This window comes from Algicola sagamiensis DSM 14643 (assembly GCF_000374485.1).
In the GTDB taxonomy this organism is placed as follows: domain Bacteria; phylum Pseudomonadota; class Gammaproteobacteria; order Enterobacterales; family Alteromonadaceae; genus Algicola; species Algicola sagamiensis.
The window spans coordinates 670,324-691,806 of the sequence record NZ_KB894491.1 but is presented as its reverse complement, the minus strand read 5'-3'; the positions used below and the strand labels follow the sequence as shown (position 1 = coordinate 691,806).

The following is a 21,483-nucleotide window of genomic DNA, read 5'->3' as shown; positions in this document are numbered from 1 at the left end:
GCACAAAAGATGTAAAGAGGTTTTTGTGAGTTCAAAGCTATCAAGTTTGAAGGGCAACATTGGCTTCCAAGTCATGATTGCAATGGTACTAGGGACAGCAGTTGGCGCTTTTATGGGTCAAGATGCTGCCATGTTTGCGATCCTTGGAGATATTTTTATTAATGCAGTGAAAATGCTGGTTGTGCCAATTGTCGCACTATCCATTATTGCAGGTGCTGCCAACCTCGGGAGTACACCTTCTGCAGGTAAGATTAGTATCGGAACTTTTGGGTTCTTTTTAGGCACATCAACACTCGCTGTTTTATTCTCAATTGCACTGTGTGATATTTTTCAACCGGGTATCGGACTAGATCTCACAGGTGTGAAAGGCATGTTCTCCAATGAATATGCGGATAAAGGTGGTGTGCCTGGTGTTGCTGCAACCATTGTGGGTATGATCCCAACCAATATCTTCCAGTCATTAACCAGTTCAAATATTATTCAGATCCTTGTTTTCTGTTTGTTCTTTGGTGTTGCGCTTTCCAAAGTTGATCAACAACGTGCAAAACCGCTTCTTGATGGATTGAATACATTGATTGATGCATTGGTTTGGATGATCAACAAAGTGATGTGCATTGCGCCCATTGGTGTCTTCGGCTTAATGGCTAACGCAATTGGTAACTTTGGCTTTGACCTCCTTGAAAATGTCATGTTGTTATTTGCGGTTTACGCAGGTGCAATTATCATTTACGGCTTGGTATTTTTCCCAATTCTGGTTCATTTCTTCTCCAATATTTCTGGAAAAGAATTCCTAAATGTAATGAAGAAACCACAAGCAGTTGCGTTATCTACATCTTCTTCTATGGCTACATTGCCTGTAACGATGGAAACGTGTGAAAACGAGCTCAAGGTTTCTAAAGCAACATCTTCATTCGTATTACCACTTGGTGCGACCATCAATATGAGTGGTACTGCAATTTATTATGGCTGTGTTGCGGTGTTTTTCGCTCAAGTATTTGGTGTTGATTTGGATGCCTCTGCATATATGGCGATCATTCTCGCTTCAACGCTTGGTGCAATTGGTCAGGCAGGTGTCCCAGGACCAACATTCTTAGTTGTTGCAGTCTTGATGTCTTCTGGTATTCCAATTGAAGGCTTACCGCTGCTATTTGCATTGGATCGTTTGTTTGACATGCTTAGAACGGCATTGAACATCACAGGTGATGCAGCATGTGCGGTGATCATGGAAAAGTATCATCCTAAATGTGCACAAGAGTATGCGGATAAAAGTGTACAACTGAATACGTAAAATAATATATAGGAGCCTGACAAGGCTCCTATTCACTTTCTCGTTTTTTAATCGCTTGATTCCAAAGCCCAATAAATCCGTTCTGTTCTCGTCTTGACAGTATCTCCCATAGAATAAGTTCGTTTTCTACAAATTTATCATCATTAATCGTTGGAATTGTCTTTTGGATGTTTTCTGATGAACGGCCAAGGTGATTCACGACTGGTTGTTGGCCAAGATGTTGATGGTAAAAAAGTTGTACTTCTTCACTGAGTGTGTAATTGATCCATTCTTCAGCAATCATTTTTTTGATTGGATCATTGGCTAAGCTATATCCAATCAGCCAGTGATCGACCCAGCCAGTCGCACCTTCTTTTGGTGCCGCAAATGCCCATTCTTCACCTTGTTCTTTCAATGCGTTTAATGCAAACCCCCAAACAACACCGTATTTGAGACCACGAAGATCATCCGGTTTATCCACACCAACCCATAGAGATTTTGCAAATTTTGCCATGGCATTTGTTCGCTCGCGGAGCAGCTTATTTTGCATAATCAGGTCATAATTGAAAATTTCATTTCTAACATACCCTAAAGACAACGCGACTGCGTAAATGTTTGCTTCATGGTAATCTGCACTGACCGTAAATTGGTATTTGTTTCGCCTATCCCAAAGGACTTTCCAGCTATCTGGGGGCTTCTTTACAAGGCTTTTGTTATAAACAAGCCCGTAGTAACCATAAACAATGGGAATACCATAGACTTTTTCATCTTGCCCCACAAAACGATTGAGTTTAAGCGCTGGGATCAATTTTTGGTAATTTGGTACATGCTTGAGGTCGATTGGGAGAACAATATTGGACTGGATCATCGGCCATCGATGAGATTTAGGGATATTGTGCGCGGGGCTGATGATATCTGCTTTTCGAGAACGGATACCGTCAAAAAACTCTTGTGGGTCAGAGACATCTTGGACGCTAATACGAACGCGTAAATTGTGTTTTTTCTCGACGATAGATTGAAAGCTTTGGATATGTTTTCTCACCGCGTATCCTTCCCAACATAAGATGTTGAGTTCGATACTCTGAGTCATGAAGCTAGCAACTAAACTGAATATGAGACTACTGTAACGAATTGAATAAGCGTAGGCCATTACTTGCTCCTTGGTTTAAGGTGAAGTAGCATTCGCCAAGCCATCTCCAAGTTGAGGGTATTGAAATTGATACCCTGAATCAATGAGTCGCTTTGGTGTGACATTTTGACCATACAAAAATAGTTCGGACATTTCTCCAAAGAGCGTTTTCAAAACGAATGCGGGCATTTTCATGAAATTTGGCCGATTTAATGTATCGGCAAGGATTTGACTGAATTCTTGATTCGAAACAGCACCTGGCGCCGTAAAATTAAATATTCCTTCCAGTGATTGATTTTCAACAAGGTGTAAAATCCCCCCCACAACATCATCAATATGGATCCACGACATGTATTGCTTTCCATTGCCCATCGGTCCACCAAGACAGAGATAATATGCAGGAAGCATTTTGGCGAGTGCCCCTCCTTTGGGGCCAATAACAATACCAAATCGTGTGATACAGGTTCTGACATTAAAGTCTTTCGCTTGTAATGCGATTTCTTCCCAGCGTTTACAGACTTTATGCGAGAACTCATCATGAATATTGGTAAATGTCTCATCAATGGGCAGTTCATTTTGTCTACCATAGAAACCAATCGCTGAGGCATTGATCAGGAGTTGGGGTCTAACTTTTGCATCTGCAATTGCGTCAATGAGCATCTCGGTCATTTCCCATCGACTATCACAAATTTCTTTTTTTTGCTGCTCACTCCATCGTTTATTCGCAATTGGTTCACCAGCGAGATTGATGACAACACCAATATTATCAAAGTTAATATCAACGACAGAATCCACATAGGTTACATTTGGGGAGCGTGGGAACTTCTGGGGATCTTTTCGGGTGAGTACGGTGACTTTATGATCCAGCTCTAACGCTTTGATCAAGTGTTTACCAATAAATCCAGTACCACCAGTCAATAAGAAATGTTTCATAGGGTTCATAATGCAGAAAGGTTTATTCAAAGGATAGGAGAAAATCTTCAGATAATGATCATTCAAACAATGGGCCGATGAGGCCCTTATTTTATTTCTGGACAGAGAGGGTCATTGAAACAGAATCAGCAAACCGTAAAGCATGCGGCTTATCGACTTCCACTTCGGCTGATTGAACCCAAGCATGCTCAGAAGCAATAGATAGGATCTCCGATGTCAGGTATTCGAGAAGGGAGAATCGCTCAGACTCAACACGTTGAATGATTTTTTTGGTGATAGTACGGTAGTTTAGCGCATCATCCATTTTATCAGAATGGAGTGCTTGTTCTGCGTCATAATTGATCCGGACATTGACAATAATATCCTGTTTATTTTTGATTTCTTCGTCCTTTATTCCAATATAGGTACGAAGGCGTAAGTTTTTGATATTAATGCTGGCTTGGCTTATCTTCATAGTTTTACAATAGGGCCTTCTCTTATTTTTACATAGAAATCAATCATCTTTTGGCTCAACGAGGGGCGTATGCGACTGAATATAGAACACACCGCAACAAGTCGGTTGCTGATCATTCTCGCAAGTATTGTCATTCTACTGGCAGGAATTAAAACAGCAAGTAGTATTCTTGTTCCTTTTTTATTATCTATTTTCATTGCAATCTCATGTAATCCTGCGATTAAGATGCTGATGAACTGGCGGATCTCAAGGGGGATTTCAATCACATTAGTGATGATTGTCATTATCCTCTTTGGCATGTGGCTGGCTCAGCTCGTTGGAAATTCTTTAAACGACTTTACCGCCTCGATTCCTGAATACCGACAAACACTCAAAACCCAGTTTGTCAGTCTGACTCAGTTTCTTGAAAAATATAACATTCATATCGACTTTACTCAGCTTTCTCAATACTTTGATCCGGGTGAAGCAATGAGTTTGGCTGCCACGATGCTGAGTAACTTTAGTTCAGTGATGGCGAATGTATTTTTTATTCTTCTGACTGTGATCTTTATGTTATTGGAGTCAGGTGGAATGCGTCAGAAGGTGCATGTTGCTTTGGCTGATCCGGATATGAAAATGATGCATATCGATAAATTCTTGGAGTCTGTGAATAGCTACCTGGCAATTAAAACGGTTGTGAGTATTGTGACAGGCGGGATTGTGAGTTTGATGCTCTGGATCTTGGATATCGATTATTTCCTGCTGTGGGGTGTTGTGGCTTTCTTATTTAATTACGTGCCGAACATTGGCTCGATTGTGGCTGCTGTGCCAGCCGTACTCCTTGGGCTCGTTTTGCATGGTCCGCTGATTGCAGGTATCACTGCTGCTGGCTATATCGCGATTAATACAGTTGTTGGCAATGTCGTTGAACCGAAGCTCATGGGGCGTGGCTTAGGTTTATCGACATTAGTTGTCTTCCTATCCCTTGTATTTTGGGGGTGGCTATTGGGTACTGTGGGCATGTTGCTTTCTGTACCACTCACAATGATTGTCAAAATTGCCTTAGAAGCCAGTGAAGAGACCCGGTGGATTGGTGTATTGCTCTCTGGTGATGCACAAGAGCCAAAAATTGCAGAGGAAGCTGTGGAAGGACAGTAAACTATTAGAGAAACATGATAGGTGCTATCGCAGCACCTATTGTTTAACTCATGGAAAGCGACTGGTACTGAAAAAGGAAACGATTAAATCCGCTTTAATAAGCTCAACTGATTTTCCAAAACGTAAATGGCGCATTCTTTGAATGCGATTGCACCAGAGCGTGTATCCGGTAGGGCGCGAAGGTAAAGCCAGCGACAGCTGGACTCCATGTAGGAACCAAAGTCGGTCTGGCTTTGTTTGAACATATTGAGTGCGCTTGTACTTCCAGACTCTTTGGATGCTTCTTCCAGTTTAAAAGTCACGTCTTTATTCCAACGCTCAATGATATCTTGAACAAGGTTGATCTTTTCGTCTAAGCAACGGAGGTAATTAACAGTGACTTTTGAACGTGTTTTGCATTCTTCGATATAAATACTGGTATTTGAGGCTGTGGCTTGAAAGCTAAAGAAATAGATACACAAAACCAGTGTTTGAATGAATACAACTGGTTTGAAAGTATGTGTCACCTTAGTTTTGGTGAACTTATCTTTGTTGATCATAAAGTAATCTCAAACTGTGCGCCTTGGAGAGACTCGGAAGCACTCACATGTATGTTTCCATTATAGGAGTGTACGAGGTCATGAACAATAGAAAGTCCAACACCATGTCCTTCTTCATAGGTGTCTAGGCGTTTGCCACGTTCAAACAAGCGTTGAACCTTATCTGAGCTTACACCAGGGCCATCGTCTTCAACAATAATCACGAGTTTGTTGTTTTGTTTAGCGGATACTCGCACTTGTGATTTGCAGGCTTTACATGCGTTATCAATCAGGTTGCCCAGAATTTCCATCAAATCACTATCATCTCCACGGAACAGCGTCTTTTCTGGAATATCGACTTGCAAATCAATGCCTTTATCACGGTAAATTTTATCCATGGCGTTGGTAATTTTTCGTGTAATTGGCTCAACTTCAACATTTTTTCGCCAGACCTCAAAGCCGCCACTTCCAGCGCGCTTCAGCTGGTGTTCAATAATCGATTGAATACGGTCAATCGGTTCTTGCATTGCTGGTTCGTTACAGTGTTCTGAAGTTTTTAAAACGGCTAACGGCGTTTTCAAAGCGTGTGCCATGTCACTTAGATAATCACGGTAGCGCTTTTTCTGGCGTTCGATACTGGCGAGAAGAAGATTAAGATCGTCTCTTAATCGGTCCAACTCGATTGGAAATGCACCTTCGATATGACTTCTCTTTCCTTGTTCTACTTCTTTGATATTTTGATCGAGAGTTTTTAATGGCCTAAGCAGCCATATCAGCCAAATAATTAACTGAATAAAGATCAAGCCAACCAAGATCCCGAGCCATAAGAGCAAAGTTTTTCTAAATTTTTGTTCTCTTGGACGGAGTTTGTCTTGATCCAAATAGAGATGAACAGCAAGCGGAACCCAACCATTTTTCGTTTCGAACTCGAGCTGGTAAGAGTATACGTATCCTGCAAAGCCTTCATCGAGGATGGGCTTGAACTGTGCTTCACCTTGCTTTTTTACTTCAGGTGCAAAAGGTAATGTAATCTCTAATGCAGAAGTTGAGCGCCAGACCGTGATCCCTGTTTTACTGGTGATTGTGGCATAGACACCGGAATTGAGCTGATTGAGTTTGGGGATCGTGAGCTGCTCCGGCATCCTTAATCCGCCATCTTGATATTCGAGGTCAAACTCATCAACATTATTTGGGACATCTTTATATTCAATCCCAGCAATGATGTCAAAGCTATAGACTTCGAGCTGTTCCTGGACTGATTCCAGTAATTGCTTGTGGAAGGCACTATCGATGGCAATATAGAGCAGCGGGAGAATTAAACAGACTAAAGACGAGACCATAAAGATCAGCCTCGACTTTAGTGAAATAGGGTAGTTATTCATGAAACTTCTAGTGCGAGTCTGTAGCCTCTGCCCCGGAGCGTTTGGATTGGTTTTAATGTACCATCAGGGTCGATTTTCTTACGTAAACGCCCTACGAATACTTCAATCACATTACTATCCAGTTCAAAGTCCTGATCGTAAATATGTTCCGTAAGCTCAGTTTTTGAAATTACTTTTTCTGGGTTGAGTAATAAATATTCAATGACTTTGTATTCGTAAGCGGTGAGATCGAGTGCCTTACCATTGACTCGGACTTGTTGAGTCCTCGTGTTGATCGTGATTGGGCCAGCTGAGATTTCTGGTGTATCCTGCCCAACGGAGCGGCGGATCAATGCATTACATCTCGCTAAAAGTTCTTCGGTATGAAATGGCTTTGTTAAATAGTCATCTGCACCCGCATCAAGACCTTCTACTTTCTCCTGCCAGCGATCACGAGCTGTCAATATGAGGATTGGTGTATTGATCCCTTCAGCCCTTGCTTTGCGGATCAATTGAATACCATCAAGTTTGGGAAGACCTAAGTCAACAATGACAAGGTCACTTGGGTACTCCAGCGTGTGGAATAATCCATCTTCACCATTGTCGACAGCATCAACACTGTAACCATTTTCTTCAAGCGCTTTTGTCGTGTTTTCACGAAGCGCATGCTCGTCTTCAATGAATATAATACGCATTATTCATCCTTCTGAATTGCGCCAGTTTTCTTATCCACAAATAATGTAATGACTCGTCCATCTTTCTGTATAATACGAATACGAAAGCCATCACCTGTTGATTGAACTCTGACGATTTTACCTGGATATGCTTGGGATACTTTCTTGACTGCTTCAGTTTTATCAATATCAGCCAGAACTGCACCAGAATAAAAAGTTACGAGCAGGATAAACAAACGTATAAGACTATTTGCTTTCACTAACATAAAATTCACCGACGTTATTTAACCCTGCTATTTTAAATCCCAAGGGACCTCTCACGCAAACCAAATTTTACCAAGTTGGTTCAACGCTGACGCGGATTTTAATTCGTTTACCTGGATGATTTGGCGTAAACGTTTTGTAAATCCGACCATTATAACTATAAGACACATCGTAGCCATCGATGTGAGTTACATGTTCAACTTGATGATGAGTCGTATAGCAATCGTGGTCTGTAACCGTTCGACTTGATTCACGGCCGACATCATGACCAATTGCACCACCGAGTGCTGCACCTGCGACCATACCGACACGTTTATTCGATTTGTTATGACCAATAGCATGACCAATTGCGCCACCAATAATTGCCCCCACGACAGTACTGGTTCCAGAGTTATGGGAGCTGACAGTACGATGTGTTGTGTAGCAAGAAGTCTGTGGCCTTGAAATCTGCCTTGATTGATAGACAGGCTCTGCTGAAACAACATAACCATAATCATAGCTGACCGTGTTATCGTATCTTGCCATGGCGGAAGCCGTAAACATCGAGCAGACGGTTAAAATAGAAACTGCTGTGGCTTTCATTGTTCTACCTCCTTATTACGATAACTTGAGCATAGATCGGAGTCACTGAATGGAAGCTGAATCGTCGTTAGATTTCATGAGAAATTTTTTTGATCCCACTTTTTTACTCCCTTGACTTTGAATACAGCTGCTTTTGATCACACCTGCCATTGATTACATATGTTGGAGTCGCTTGGCCTGTGAGGCTTCTGCGACCTGATAATCCGGATCGGTGAGTGGATTGACGCAATGGGTTGTAATTGCATGACGTTTTGAACGTTGATAAACATGAATTTCAAGTTGGTATGGGGAGAGTAATTGCCACAAATCTTTTTCTATTTTTTGTGGGCATATGCGCTGCCGTACATAATTGATCGTTTGTTCTTCATTCATCGTTAAGCTTGGCACTTGAATGTACGTATCGATTGCACCAGCGCGACCAGGGAAGACCTCGGTCAATTGCCAATCATAACTGCGAAAAAGATATCGATAGTGTTTTGTGACTTCATTGACGATGTGATCTGGAGCGCGTATTCCTGAAAGTTGGCGAACCGCTTCATCCTTACTGCAAGCTACAAGGAAGAGGGTGACAACAACGGAACAGGCGAATAACTTCATTCGATACCTTGGCTATACCAGTACACGCTTAAATGGGGTGATTTTCACGTTGGCATAAACGCCTGCATGGACATACGGATCATCATCCGCCCAAGACTTTGCTGCCTCCAAGGTGGGAAAGTCTGCAACAATAAGCGATCCGGTAAAACCCATCTCACCTGGGTTTTCTGAATCAATAGCGGGAAAAGGCCCCGCAGCAAACAAGCGTCCCTCGGCTTTTAGCGCCTCAAGGCGTTTGAGGTGCTCTGGACGTGCTTGCAGGCGTAATTCTTGACTGTTTTCGACATCAGTGCCGTAAATACAATACCACATGACTTCCTCGACATGATTTTATGGATTAGCGCACTTAAGGCCTTTATTCTATCGTCAATTCCAAGCATTGAATAGGATTAAATTGTTGTTTCATTGTTGCTTATCAAGGAGGTTGTTTTTAGGTTGTAATGTATGAGTTATATTATATTCAATCATTCGGGATTGCTGGGTGAGGTATTTGATATTTAGATTTGATCACTTCATCTCTGAGGCGATAAAAAGAGACTTGTAAAGCACTGAGTGCTGCTTGACGATAGAGGAAGTGGGGTAGCGAGCCATTTGGCCTTGCATAGCCTTGATATTCTATCCTGCTCTGCCCTTCATTATCTTTAGAAACATGCCAGGCTGCTTTGACGTCGGTCATCAGGATCCTATCTTGGGATAAGACTTCTGGGTGTTGAATGTCCTTGATATGCATCGTTATTCGGGATGCTTTCTTTTCTTGGCGGATCTCAGAATAAGTGACCATCTCTCGCGGGGAAACAGGCCAAAACCCTGTAAATTTTGTATGCACAATTTTTTCTTCTGGAGAAATATCTTTGATGATCATAACTTGCTCTACGTTATGCATCCAATTTGGGACATTCACAATGTCTTCAAGGAGATTAAATAGAGCACTCGGAGAAACTTGAACAGATGTGAGCGCCTTAAATTCGGTCAAATCTTCAGCTATGTCTCGATAGTAAATAGAAACAAGCTCATCAGATTCAAAGGTTTGCCATTCTTCAGCCATGCAATTCAGTCCAAAAAACACCAGGCAATAACAGATAACTTTTTTCATCGAGTCGTCATCGATATGATTTTAAAAGCAGTACTCTATCGAAAATGGGCAAGAGTTCAACCCCTTGCCCGAAGGCCAACATACCTTAAACATATAGACAGAGAAAGCGCTGAAAAAATCTCACTCTTATTTTGCTCATCGTTCATTTGGAATGACCAAAGGTCTCGCCTCGCGTGATGATTGATGTTTTTCAGCGATCATTGCATGTTTGCGTCTTCTAATTTCGGGGAAGCCAAACCCGTTGCATTTCTGCATAGTCGCTTGCTTTACCACAGCGGTTGAACGAACGGCCACTGACATAGACATATTGCCCACTATGTAAACCTGAGACCTCAAGCTGTGTATTTTCTGTTGAACCAATGCTCACCCAAGCTTTTTGTCCCCAATCATAACGTATCATGTCGTAGCGAACGGCATGCTGTTTCGCATTCCAACTTAAGACAAATCCGCTCGATGTGACCTGACTGAATGTTAGTCCGTCAGGTTTATTGGGTACTGTGCAACCTGGGTTATCTGGATCATCGGGGTCGCCTGGATCGCCATCATCATTGCCATGAATAATCGTCCATGATTTCGTTCTTTTGAGCACCTGGTTGTTGTCTTGAATCACACTTGGTGTTGTGTCTTTGGCGATTAACTTGAGTTGATATCGACCTTCATTCATTCTTGTGCCATCAAAAGTGTAATCCAGTGATTGACTAACGATGCTCCCATCTAATTCCCAATAGGCGGTGACTGTTTGATCGGATGGTTGGAGCAGTTTTGAAGAAAATCGAATCGATCGGCCTTTTTCAAGTGTAATGGCTTTCGCTTCGGGCGTAACTTGATCAATCGGAGAGGTGTATTTGTAAATTCGACGAATGATTTGTTCAGTATTCACGGCATAAAAAGGCTGAGCGAGTGTACGCATCATGGAGTTTTCGGTTGGGCGAAACATGCCTTGTTTGCAGTATTTTGCGCCCTCAAAAGAATCGACGTTGTCGGCATGATCAAACCAATGGGACCATTTTTGACCAGACCTTTGATTCGTCACATTTGCTTCGCTCGCGGGCCCAGCATTGCACGTGCCATAATCATATTCATCTGCCAGCAATGCAAATGTATGGCCGACTTCATGCAATGCTAAGTCAACTGCGGAAGAATGGAGAGACATGGTAGCAACGGCACCGCCCGCCCCGCCGTATTTTGTAGTATTCACGACAACCACAATGACATCATGCTCTTCTTCATTGAGTTTTTGCCCCACATATTGTTGAACTTTACGGGTTTCAACACAAAGTAGGCGGTCGATTCCGTAACATCCGAAATGTGCGCCAAATGCTGTATCAATGGGGGAACCATTACCTGCGCCTGATTGGTTACTAATTGATTTTACCCCCCACACATTAAAGTGCTTTTGGTAAGTGCTAAGCGGTGGTGCACGAAAAAAACCTTCAATAATCCCAGATAAGTCTTCTTCAAATCGTTTTATCTCAGAAGTCGTGTAACCTTCGGCGACAAAGACAAGATCGACACGATTCTCCGAGTGTCCATTATCAATGACTTTGATCACATCAGAGGAAGGAAAAGGGCCACCTACTACAGGGTCTGGATGAATCGGAAATGCTTTTAAGAATAACCATGTTGCCGAGTTTTCATCGACTTGCGGTAAGAAGACAAGCACTTTTTTGACGTTTGTTTGATGTTTGAGTGAGATATTTAGTAAAGCTTTTTCTTGCAGAAAATCATTTGTCTCTTCTATTTCGCCTGTTTCTGGATGGAAGGACTCAGCACGAATGGCAAGCGGGTTCGTGATTTGCTCAATACCAATCAGGCGGTCTTGTTCATCCAATTTAAGAATGGTCAACATGTGGATAGAGCTAGGTTGACCAAACTCAGCGAGGATCTGTGGTGTTAATTTCTCATACTTTATTCGGTTTGGTGTTGGCGCATCAAGCGCATTGGTTTCAATCTCAAAAGTCACAGCAAAGGTCATATAAGAGAAGAATAAAGTACTGCAAAATAAAAGAAAATGGATCAAGGGTTTCATTATTTGCTCCTTATATCTTCGCGGTACATCCTTTCGAACACTCGTTAAATAACGACAATGTCTACAAGCGATCATAGGACATTAAGTTGATTTTGTGTTAATAAAATGATCTTATCAAAGGTATTGAACAGTTTTTTTGTAAAGAATTGTCAGTGTAATTTGGCGGTCGCGGGGGACTCTCTGCTTGAGGCGAACTGTTCTATTTTTTTCTTTATCAATTAATTTTCTCTGATTTCAGCAAGTAAATCGATGTGTTTTGATTTAAATTTGACGAGAGACCAATAAGCAGAAAAAAAACAAATACAGCAATGAAAATACTGCCCTTAAACATGCCATCACTGTGTTTACCTTTGAGCCGAATGCTTTTAGAACCCTGTTTAATTTTCCAATAAATCGTCTCTGTGATTTGTCTATCTCCAAGTGGTAAATTGGACGTGACTTTACTCTTTGCTAAATCAAAACGATTCATCATGGCATTGCCACTTGGATGTGTTGTGATCACCAAAAATGAAGTCCCTCTATCTTCAACACAATCTAGCTGTATCGAATCAGTAGTAAAGCAGTGCGTGGGAAGTTTCATTGTCTGGTCAATCGTCATCCGCAAAGTGGGTCAGCACATTGAGCAAATAATGGAATAGGCCAATAATGTCCATAAATAGCTCTAATGCACTGATAGCAGGCGTCATGTCAGGATCCCAGCGATGCACAATCTGACTCGTGTCATAGAGTATCCAACACAAGAAAACGATGACACCAAAGATACTGAGACCAAGTTCTAACATAGGGAAATCAAAAATAAAAGAGATGAGAAATCCAACAAGGAGGATCCAGAAGGAAGCAAACAAGAATCCCCATAACCATTGAAAATTTTGTTTTGAAATCAAGACATACGCAGTGAGCGAAACGAACATGACCGTTGTTAAAATACCAGCTTGAATAAAGATTTGGCCAAGCCCAATATCAGTATAGACTTTGCCAAGTAGACCAAGTGTCATCCCAGTGATCACGGTAAACAAGGGTAAAACCAAGGTAATCGGGTTTCGCCAACCAAACCAGCCACATGCAATCCAAATGACAGCATCTGCAATTAATACGGGCATAAACAGTGCTTCTGGGAATGTATAGTAAGCAAACATGCCTGTAACCATCATCGCAATAATACACATGCTCAAGTAGCTATACGTTTTTGGGATATAACTATCATCAGGAACAAGCTCATGCTCAGAAGTGGGGGTCGAGTAGTCAGTCATTTGGATTACTTGAATAGCAATAACATCTATAACTATTAAGTATAGCGGGCAGGTCATGTCTTCCTAGATTTATTTGATTCTTATTGATTGTAAGTCACCGCTGAGTGCTCAGCGATGATTTGTGTGGAATATTGATGGAGAATACATGATGGGTTAAAACCATTTTGCACCCGGATCTTCCGGCCAAAATGACCCTGGGAGTGCAAATCCAAGTCCTTTACCTTTGTAGTTTGGAAAACGGCGCTTCATTTCGTTTACGACTTCAACTACGCTCGTTGCTGCTTTATTTGTAGGCAGCTTTTGAGTACCTTTAATCAGTGCTTGTGCAGTTGATAAATAATGTACATTTTTATCTACAAGCATTGGAATATCTTCACTAAAGCCATTGTGACCAACAAATACATAATCATAGTCAGCATATTTTTGTTTCAAATGTTTGATGGCAGAAATCCAGTTATCAAGCTCATCAGTTTCATCAAGCGGTGTGTATTCACGGATATAGTTGTATGCATCAACATACAATAAGTCACCAACAAATAACCCTTTTGCACTATCTATGGCAATATAACTATTATGATCAGCCTCAGCATGATCGATAGTATGAAAATCATAAATTAATCCATATAAATTTGCGCTGCCTTGGATATCAGTCACTTTTATATTGGTCAATTTTTGAAACTTTTTATTTTGGTTCAGTGATTTTGCTACAGAGGTTTGTGCATAAATAGATTGGATACCCAGAATTGCATTTAAATTTCCATAGTGGTCGGAATGATCATGAGTAATGATCACACTCACGGGTTTGCCAATTGATGTTAAGTAGGTATGGATATTCTTCCCAAACGCCGGGTTTTTCCCTGTACCCGTATCAATTAAAATACTGCCTGCTGCGCTTTCAACAATGGTTGCTGTATACGCGCCACTATCTTTTAATACATGGAACCGGAAGTGATCACCTGTAATGACCTTCACATCGCCAGTGTTCACAATACTCTGGTGCGGTGGTGTTGCAAACTGAACCGTTCGAATGTTTGCAAAGTTCAATTGTGAGAATGTTGCGATAAACAGAAACAATATAATTCGAAAGATAGGCATGAGTTTCTCCTCTGGTTTGCCGATAATATTTCGTTGATGTGAAGACTAAGGAGGAAATGTGCAAAGATAGCGGACGAAATGTGGAAGAAATGTGAAACAGGCAAAATCAACGCAATATTTATTTGCGGTTGAGTTTGGGTGGCGGTTACCATGGGGTATGCGTGATTTAACTAAAGATGTTCAGACATCAAACTTCTTTTTGAGTATTCGTTGGAAGCTATACATTTTTGTTGTTGTGATCGCAAGTTGTGTTGCTTTGAGCATCTATGGCTTGATGCAATGGAGCTTCGATCGTGGTTTTTTGAGTTATCTCAACCAGCGGGATAATGCTCAGCTTGAAAAGTTAGTCCCAGAACTATCCCATTTCTACCAGAAACACCAAAGTTGGCAGCTATTCGTTGAACAACCTTTGATGTGGACTCAGGTTGTCATGAAATCATTACCATTAAATCAATACGTGAGGAAACGTTCTCAATACGACACGCATACTCAAGAATTGACACATCGAATCCAGCTTTTTGATACACAAAAAAAGCAACTTATCGGTTTAACGCTTGATGAAAAAACACCACATTTTCGTCCAATACAAGTGGGGGAAGAAGTCGTTGGCTATGTTGGGCTGATTCGTCGAGAAGCGTTGACAGAGTATAACGATATTGCGTTTGCCAAGTCTCAGCAACACTTCTTATTCATTGTGACAGGAATTGTTATCCTTGGAATGGCATCATTGGCTTTACCACTTGCAAGTTCGCTTGTGAGGCCCATTCAACGTCTTCGCTTTGCTATGGCGCAGTTAGCGAAAAACCAACCCCAAGAGCCACTGCCGAGTCAACAAAAAGATGAACTTGGGCTGCTTGCAAGCGATTTTAATCGATTACGAACATTATTAAGTCAACAAGAGCAGCTTCGGAAACAGTGGCTTGCAGATATTGCTCATGAATTACGCACACCTATCAGTGTTCTTCAGGCTGAGTTAGAAGCGATTGAAGATGGTATCCGTCCGCTCACTCATGAACGCATTCATTCTTTAAAGTCAGATTTGGATCGATTAACCCATGTGGTAAAGGATCTACATCATTTAGCACTTGAAGATATTGGCGCACAACACTATCAATTCTCTTCATATGATATTGTTCTACTGATTCGTTCATCGATTGAACGATATCAGCAGCAATTTATACAACAAAAAATAAAAGTAACATTGGATAACAAGCTTGATGGCAAAGCTTGGGTTCAACTTGACCAAGATCGCATTCACCAGCTTCTAACCAACCTACTGTCGAACTCAATGAAATACACGGACCATGATGGTCAATTATGTGTCACGTTGAGTCGAAATCAACAATGGCTTGAGATTGCTTGGGAAGACTCAGCACCATCTGTGCCAGAAGCATCCCTAACTTTATTATTTGAAAGGTTATATCGCGTAGATAGTTCCCGGCAAAGAACGACAGGAGGATCAGGGCTTGGATTATCAATAGTGAAAGCGATTGTCGAGCGTCATGGTGGTTCTATTCATGCAGAACACTCTCAGTTAGGAGGCTTAAAATTACGGATCCGACTTCCAATGGAGACTGAATGAAACAACAAGTTTTGATCGTTGAAGATGAAGTAAAACTCGCCCAACTTTTGGCTGATTACATCGAACATGCAGGTTTTCAATCAGAAATGATACATGAAGGAAATCACGTTGTTGCGTGGGTCAAAGAAAATGAGCCAGCGATGATTTTACTTGATTTAATGATCCCTGGGATGGATGGTTTAGAAATTTGTAAAGCGATCCGCCAGTTTTCTCAAGTCCCTATTATGATTGTGACTGCACGTGTCGAAGAAATTGATCGTCTTCTCGGGCTGGAGCTAGGTGCAGATGATTATGTCTGTAAACCTTATAGCCCTCGAGAGGTCGTCGCGCGGGTCAAAGCAATCCTACGCCGTTTGCAACCTGTGCCTGAGGTCGCTCAACCAAATCAAATATTTCAACTGTACCCTGAAACCTTCAAAGTTCGATTTTGTGAACAATATGTCCCACTCACAGCAATCGAATTTAAACTGTTGCATGTCATGGCCTCTCAACCTGATCGTGTCTTCAATCGTCAGCAATTAATGGAAGCAATCTATGATGACCACCGAATTGTCAATGATCGTACAGTCGATAGCCATATCAAGAAAATACGTAAAAAATTAGAGTGTATTCATGATGAATATGAAGTGATCCAGTCTATTTATGGCGCTGGTTACTGCTTCAGGGAACCAACATTGATTTGAGCTGATGAAAGGCTCACGGAAGGTGAGCCTTTGAAATAAATGCCTTAAGAATGGATCAGACGAGCGCGAATGGTACCCTCGATTTGCTTGAGTTCTTGAAGGGCGAGGACGCTATCATCTGTATCGACATCAATGACAACATAACCGATGGATTCGGTGGTTTGCAGGTACTGAGCTGCAATGTTGATATTTTGCTCCGCAAAAGCCATGTTGATCTTGGTCAGAATACCAGGCACGTTTTGGTGGATGTGCAGAAGGCGACTGCAATTGGTATGTTCAGGTAGTGATACTTCAGGAAAGTTGACCGCTGAGAGTGTAGAGCCGTTATCACTGTATTTCACGAGCTTGCCAGCGACTTCAACCCCGATATTTTCTTGTGCTTCCTGCGTCGAGCCACCGATATGTGGGGTCAGGATCACATTATCCATACCTTGCAAAGGAGACACGAACGCTTCGTCGTTGCCTTTTGGTTCTACTGGGAACACATCGATCGCAGCACCGCGGATACGACCTGCTTTTAACGCATCAGCTAAAGCATCAATGTTGACAACATGGCCACGTGACGCATTAATCAAAATTGAATTTGGCTTCATGACATCCAGCTGGGCTTCGTCAATCATCATATGCGTTGCTTTGGTTTCTGGCACATGCAGTGAGATGACATCTGCGTATTTTAATAACTCCGTCAAGCTGCGCATTGGGCTTGCATTGCCCAAGGGAAGTTTGTTTTCGATATCAAAATAAACGACGTTCATTCCGATTGTTTCCGCTAAAATACCAAGCTGTGTCCCGATATGACCGTAGCCGATGATCCCAAGCGTTTTGCCTCGTGCTTCTACCGAGCCAACCGCAGTTTTTAACCAGCCACCTTGATGGGCTGCTTTGTTTTTTTCTGGAATATTTCGTAAGAGCAGTAGAATTTCACCAAGAACAAGTTCTGCGACGGAGCGCGTATTCGAAAAGGGGGCATTGAAGACGGGGATACCGAGTGCTTCCGTTGACTTCAAATCAACTTGGTTTGTACCGATACAAAAACAGCCAACCGCTGCGAGTTTATTGGCATGCTTTAAAACGTCTTTTGTGATTTGTGTTCGGGAACGGATCCCAAGGAAGTGAACATCCCGAAGTTTCTCTGACAGCGCTTCGTCACTTAAGGATGTCTTGAGGTATTCAATTTGCGTATATCCGTTTGCTTTTAACGTCTCCATCGCACTGGCGTGTACACCTTCAAGAAGGAGAATTTTGATTTTGTCCTTGGGTAGAGATTGCTTGGTCATCTATCTGACTCTCTTGTTGTGATGAATTATCTTTTTTGTGGGCCGTTCATTGTGCCGATGATTACTTCGTCTGCGCCACGTGCTGCGAATAGACCATTTGTCACAACACCAACAATGGCATTGAGTTTTTTTTCTAATGAAATGGCATCTGTAATATGCATGCCGACAACGTCTAAGATCACATTGCCGTTATCTGTGACAACACCTTGACGGTAGACTGGATCACCACCTAGTTTGACGATTTCTCTCGCGACGTATGAGCGCGCCATTGGGATCACTTCGATTGGAAGAGGAAATGCGCCTAATGAATCGACGAGCTTAGTTTCATCGACAATACAGATAAACTTTTTTGCGACAGCTGCGACGATTTTCTCGCGGGTGAGTGCTGCGCCTCCGCCTTTGATCATATGATTGTGAGGGTTGATTTCGTCAGCGCCATCGACATAAATATCCAGGACACTGACCGAGTTTAAATCAAAGACTTCAATCCCAAGTGCTTGGAGTTTTTCTGTGGAGGCTTCTGAGCTGGAAACGGCACCTGCAATATCGTCTTTGATTGTTCCGAGAGCGTCGATAAAGTGATTGACGGTAGAGCCTGTGCCCACACCGACAATAGAACCTGGGGTTACATATTCGAGTGCAGCCCAGGCGGCTGCTTTTTTCATTTCGTCTTGAGTCATCGTGTCAACCGAACCGATGGAAAGGAGGGGGACAGTATAATATCAATCGGTTTTCGTATCTATTGCTTTCCCATGAAAAGAGCGGGTTGGCGTTATGATTTTTTGCATTGGAATATCCCAACTATCGACGTTGAGGTTGGGGACTTCCTGACAGTCATGAGCAAGCCCAATTAAAGGGGGGTGTTGATGGGCAAAAGTTCGGTCATAAAACCCTCCGCCCATTCCCATTCTGTGCCCGCTGATATCAAATCCAACAAGTGGTGCCAAGACGAGTTCGATATGTTGAACAGGAATGATTTGTGAACAATCAAGCGCTGGCTCGGAGATCCCGTAACGGTTAACTGTCATTGGGGTTTTGGGATGATATCGCTGAAAAATTAAATGACCTTTACAAAACGGGTGCAAGATAGGGAGGCACACGATTTTATGTTGATCCCAGCATGTCTTTAAAAATGCCTGCGGATCGATTTCTCCGTCATTGGCAAGATATGCCGCGATCGTTGTTGCCGCGTGTAGCTCAGGAAGACACTCAAGCTGCTTGGCAAGATTGAAAGCGGCAGATTGTTGCTCTTGAGTATTCATTGCATTCCGTCTTGCTCTTAATGTTTGGCGTAGTTGATGTTTATTGTTCGACATAGACTGATTCGACATAGATTGATTGGACATAGATTGATTGGACATAAACTGCGATCCCTTTGTTTTTGACAAATCATTTCAAATTTTTCATATGTTTTCACCCAAAAAATTCTAAAAGTTGGTGAGAAGATTGCATGTAGAAGCGCAATGTCGATCAGAATATTCCGTGGATCAGATTTAAGATCTCGGATTTTTAGTCGATACTTTTAAAGTGACTGGAAAAAAGGTTGATTTTTGGCTATGGCATCATTACTGGATATCGGAATATCAGGCTTACGTGCTAGCGCACGGTTATTACAAACGACATCGACGAATATCTCGAATCTCAATACGACGGGATATGTGCGACAGCGCACGAATTATGTCACACAATTTGATGGTACGGTTGGTCGTGGAACGACATCACGTGTGCTGGATGAATTCGCACAGCGACAAGTTGTGCGTGATACGTCAAATTTTAAATTTCACGAATCTTATCTGCAAGAAGCATCTCGTCTTGACGTCTTGTTTTCTGATGCTGGCAGTAGCTTGAATACTCAGCTTGATAATTTATTTAAAGAACTCCAGTCCGCAACGAATAACCCATCAGTACTAGCCAACCGCCAATTGGTCATTGGACAAATGGAATCACTCGTCAACCGATTCGATGCTTTTTCCGATCTAGTTCTACAACAAGAAGAATCCGTCAATGGTCAACTTGATATTCATGCACAGGAAGCGAATGATCTCATTCAAGAAATCGCTGAATTAAATAATAAAATTGCTGGGCAAACGGCGACTCAGAGTGGCGATATGCCGAACACCACTTTAGATCAACGCGATGAAGCGATCCGAAAACTCTCCGAGCTACTAGACATTCAAGTACTTGAATCTTCTAAAGGTGAAAAGTTGATCTTTATGGCCTCCGGTGAAGCGCTTGTGATGGAAGAAAATGAATTCAATTTGCTTGTAGCAAACGGTGATCCTGACCCCAGAATTAAATCGATTCAATTACAATACACAAAAAATAACAATGTCACGACAGAGTTAGATATAGATGATGTCGGTGGTAAAATCGGTGGTATTCTGAGCTTTCGGCAGACGGTATTAGAGCCGACTCAAAATAAACTCGGTCAACTTGGTCTTGCTTTGGCAGATGCCTTTAATACCCAAAATCGTCTCGGGATGGACTTGGATGGAGAGATCGGTGGGGACTTATTTACGATCCCGAGTTTTGGTGCGCAGGGTTTTCAAGCCAATACGGCGTCTGCGGGGACAATTACTGCGACAGTTCAAGCAGGCAGTGGTACAAATTTAACGCCAAATAACTTTTTGATCACGATGACATCAGCAACGACGTTCAACATGGAAGCGATTGATGAAAAAGGCAATGTCATTGCAGGGTCAACAGTTGCTGGTACCGTTGGGACGCCCTTAAATCAATATGGTTTAACCATCACGACGACAGCGCCGCTGGCAAATGGAAATCGATATGTCTTGAAGCCTGCATTTCAGGCTGCTGCTTCCATGCAACTTGCAACAACACGCCCAGAGGACCTTGCACTTGCTTCACCGATTCGGACAGAAAAGGTCAGTACGAACACAGGTAGTGCTGATATATCTCCTGGTACTGTGACCAATACGGGCGCTGGTTCGAACTTTAACGCTCCAGGTAGTTTGACGGTCGATCCGGTATATGTGCGTTATGATGGCGGAAACCAATTTTCCATCTTTAATGGTGATCCTAATGCAGGGGGTGTTTTAATTGGTACAACCCCGGCGCTGACAAACTTCAATAATATCTTGTCGAATGTTCCAGCAACTGCAAACTATGGTTATGACTTTAATATCTCTGGGACACCAGATACGAATGATCTATTTACCGTGAGATACAATACGGGCGGATTCAATGACAACCGGAATGGTTTGGAGCTGGTTGGCATGCAGGAAAAAGATTTAATGAAACGCAATGCCGTTGCTGCAACTGGTGCTGACAACGGACTCACGATGCATGAGTCTTATTCATCAACCGTCAGTTTTGTGGGTCAAAAAACAGCTTCAGCAAGAACGAATGAAGCTGCATTTGGTGCAATTTTGTCTCAGGCAGAAGCAAGATATGAGTCTGTTTCTGGCGTTAACCAAGACGAAGAAGCGGCAGATTTAATTAAGTTCCAGCAGACATATTCAGCAGCGGCTCAAGTGATCTCTACAGCGCGAACAGTATTTGATACCTTGCTGGCGGCAGCAAGATAATTTTGAGGTG

General features: G+C 42.3%; 23 protein-coding genes. 5 read left to right on the top strand and 18 right to left on the bottom strand.

Translation table 11 applies throughout. The features are described 5' to 3' along the window. Positions 1 to 73: 73 nt before the first annotated feature. Positions 74 to 1,288 carry a dicarboxylate/amino acid:cation symporter gene (locus tag C505_RS0103210; RefSeq protein ID WP_051090575.1) on the top strand — a complete coding sequence of 405 codons (1,215 nt, stop codon included), beginning with the start codon at positions 74 to 76 and terminating at the stop codon, positions 1,286 to 1,288. Positions 1,289 to 1,316: 28 nt separating this feature from the next. Here C505_RS0103210 and C505_RS0103205 read toward each other — a convergent pair whose 3' ends face one another. From C505_RS0103205 to folX, 3 genes are all read right to left on the bottom strand, one after another. Continuing rightward, complete coding sequence (locus C505_RS0103205; protein ID WP_018691152.1) at positions 1,317 to 2,417, bottom strand: ABC transporter substrate-binding protein; 1,101 nt, start codon at positions 2,415 to 2,417, stop codon at positions 1,317 to 1,319. Between the two features lie 15 nt (positions 2,418 to 2,432). Further along, positions 2,433 to 3,329, bottom strand: a complete 897-nt coding sequence (locus C505_RS0103200) for a TIGR01777 family oxidoreductase (protein WP_018691151.1) — start codon at positions 3,327 to 3,329, stop codon at positions 2,433 to 2,435. Between the two features lie 91 nt (positions 3,330 to 3,420). Continuing rightward, positions 3,421 to 3,783, bottom strand: coding sequence for a dihydroneopterin triphosphate 2'-epimerase (gene folX / locus C505_RS0103195; RefSeq protein ID WP_018691150.1), 363 nt, complete (start codon positions 3,781 to 3,783; stop codon positions 3,421 to 3,423). 69 nt (positions 3,784 to 3,852) lie between these two features. Between folX and C505_RS0103190 the strand changes: the two genes are divergently transcribed. Further along, positions 3,853 to 4,920, top strand: a complete 1,068-nt coding sequence (locus C505_RS0103190) for an AI-2E family transporter (protein ID WP_018691149.1) — start codon at positions 3,853 to 3,855, stop codon at positions 4,918 to 4,920. A gap of 83 nt (positions 4,921 to 5,003) precedes the next feature. Here C505_RS0103190 and C505_RS23420 read toward each other — a convergent pair whose 3' ends face one another. The 12 genes from C505_RS23420 to C505_RS0103130 all read right to left on the bottom strand — a co-directional run bounded on the left by C505_RS23420 (position 5,004) and on the right by C505_RS0103130 (position 14,383). Beyond that, positions 5,004 to 5,459, bottom strand: a complete 456-nt coding sequence (locus C505_RS23420; protein ID WP_018691148.1) for a lysozyme inhibitor LprI family protein — start codon at positions 5,457 to 5,459, stop codon at positions 5,004 to 5,006. Further along, the gene (locus C505_RS0103180) at positions 5,456 to 6,778 is read right to left on the bottom strand and encodes an ATP-binding protein (RefSeq protein WP_169336992.1); all 1,323 of its coding nucleotides are present in this window, start codon (positions 6,776 to 6,778) and stop codon (positions 5,456 to 5,458) included. Before C505_RS0103180 ends, C505_RS23420 begins: the two co-directional genes overlap by 4 nt. A 38-nt stretch (positions 6,779 to 6,816) precedes the next feature. Further along, positions 6,817 to 7,494, bottom strand: coding sequence for a response regulator transcription factor (locus C505_RS0103175; RefSeq protein ID WP_018691146.1), 678 nt, complete (start codon positions 7,492 to 7,494; stop codon positions 6,817 to 6,819). Further along, complete coding sequence (locus C505_RS21260; protein WP_018691145.1) at positions 7,494 to 7,739, bottom strand: PepSY domain-containing protein; 246 nt, start codon at positions 7,737 to 7,739, stop codon at positions 7,494 to 7,496. Before C505_RS21260 ends, C505_RS0103175 begins: the two co-directional genes overlap by 1 nt. A gap of 67 nt (positions 7,740 to 7,806) precedes the next feature. Then, positions 7,807 to 8,319 (bottom strand): glycine zipper 2TM domain-containing protein, encoded by a 513-nt coding sequence (locus C505_RS0103165; protein WP_018691144.1) that lies wholly within the window; start codon positions 8,317 to 8,319, stop codon positions 7,807 to 7,809. 153 nt (positions 8,320 to 8,472) lie between these two features. After that, positions 8,473 to 8,916: a hypothetical protein gene (locus C505_RS0103160; protein WP_018691143.1), complete on the bottom strand. Its 444-nt coding sequence runs from the start codon at positions 8,914 to 8,916 to the stop codon at positions 8,473 to 8,475. Positions 8,917 to 8,928: 12 nt separating this feature from the next. Continuing rightward, positions 8,929 to 9,228, bottom strand: a complete 300-nt coding sequence (locus C505_RS0103155) for a YciI family protein (RefSeq protein ID WP_018691142.1) — start codon at positions 9,226 to 9,228, stop codon at positions 8,929 to 8,931. A 148-nt stretch (positions 9,229 to 9,376) separates the two neighbouring features. Further along, a complete protein-coding gene (locus C505_RS0103150; protein WP_018691141.1) occupies positions 9,377 to 9,961 on the bottom strand; it encodes an START domain-containing protein in 585 nt (194 codons plus the stop codon). Positions 9,962 to 10,226: 265 nt separating this feature from the next. After that, positions 10,227 to 12,038 carry a M64 family metallopeptidase gene (locus C505_RS23415; protein ID WP_018691140.1) on the bottom strand — a complete coding sequence of 604 codons (1,812 nt, stop codon included), beginning with the start codon at positions 12,036 to 12,038 and terminating at the stop codon, positions 10,227 to 10,229. Positions 12,039 to 12,252: 214 nt separating this feature from the next. Next, a complete protein-coding gene (locus C505_RS0103140) occupies positions 12,253 to 12,618 on the bottom strand; it encodes a hypothetical protein (protein ID WP_157368760.1) in 366 nt (121 codons plus the stop codon). Positions 12,619 to 12,625: 7 nt separating this feature from the next. Next, positions 12,626 to 13,288, bottom strand: coding sequence for a Bax inhibitor-1/YccA family protein (locus tag C505_RS23410; RefSeq protein ID WP_018691138.1), 663 nt, complete (start codon positions 13,286 to 13,288; stop codon positions 12,626 to 12,628). Positions 13,289 to 13,441: 153 nt separating this feature from the next. After that, positions 13,442 to 14,383, bottom strand: coding sequence for an MBL fold metallo-hydrolase (locus C505_RS0103130; protein ID WP_018691137.1), 942 nt, complete (start codon positions 14,381 to 14,383; stop codon positions 13,442 to 13,444). Positions 14,384 to 14,474: 91 nt separating this feature from the next. On the opposite strand from C505_RS0103130, the gene C505_RS0103125 reads away from it, so the two are divergent. Then, positions 14,475 to 15,965 carry an ATP-binding protein gene (locus tag C505_RS0103125; protein ID WP_018691136.1) on the top strand — a complete coding sequence of 497 codons (1,491 nt, stop codon included), beginning with the start codon at positions 14,475 to 14,477 and terminating at the stop codon, positions 15,963 to 15,965. After that, entirely contained in the window at positions 15,962 to 16,648 is a 687-nt protein-coding gene (locus C505_RS0103120; RefSeq protein WP_018691135.1) for a response regulator, read from the top strand. The genes C505_RS0103125 and C505_RS0103120 overlap by 4 nt, the downstream gene beginning before the upstream one ends. Positions 16,649 to 16,692: 44 nt before the next feature. Here C505_RS0103120 and serA read toward each other — a convergent pair whose 3' ends face one another. The 3 genes from serA to C505_RS0103105 are packed head-to-tail and all read right to left on the bottom strand — an operon-like array spanning position 16,693 to position 19,286. Continuing rightward, positions 16,693 to 17,925 carry a phosphoglycerate dehydrogenase gene (serA, locus tag C505_RS0103115; protein ID WP_018691134.1) on the bottom strand — a complete coding sequence of 411 codons (1,233 nt, stop codon included), beginning with the start codon at positions 17,923 to 17,925 and terminating at the stop codon, positions 16,693 to 16,695. Between the two features lie 26 nt (positions 17,926 to 17,951). Beyond that, positions 17,952 to 18,605, bottom strand: coding sequence for a ribose-5-phosphate isomerase RpiA (gene rpiA / locus C505_RS0103110; RefSeq protein WP_018691133.1), 654 nt, complete (start codon positions 18,603 to 18,605; stop codon positions 17,952 to 17,954). Between the two features lie 42 nt (positions 18,606 to 18,647). Further along, positions 18,648 to 19,286 carry a 5-formyltetrahydrofolate cyclo-ligase gene (locus C505_RS0103105; RefSeq protein WP_245556323.1) on the bottom strand — a complete coding sequence of 213 codons (639 nt, stop codon included), beginning with the start codon at positions 19,284 to 19,286 and terminating at the stop codon, positions 18,648 to 18,650. A 195-nt stretch (positions 19,287 to 19,481) separates the two neighbouring features. Between C505_RS0103105 and flgK the strand changes: the two genes are divergently transcribed. Next, entirely contained in the window at positions 19,482 to 21,473 is a 1,992-nt protein-coding gene (gene flgK, locus C505_RS0103100) for a flagellar hook-associated protein FlgK (RefSeq protein ID WP_018691131.1), read from the top strand. Positions 21,474 to 21,483 lie beyond the last annotated feature (10 nt).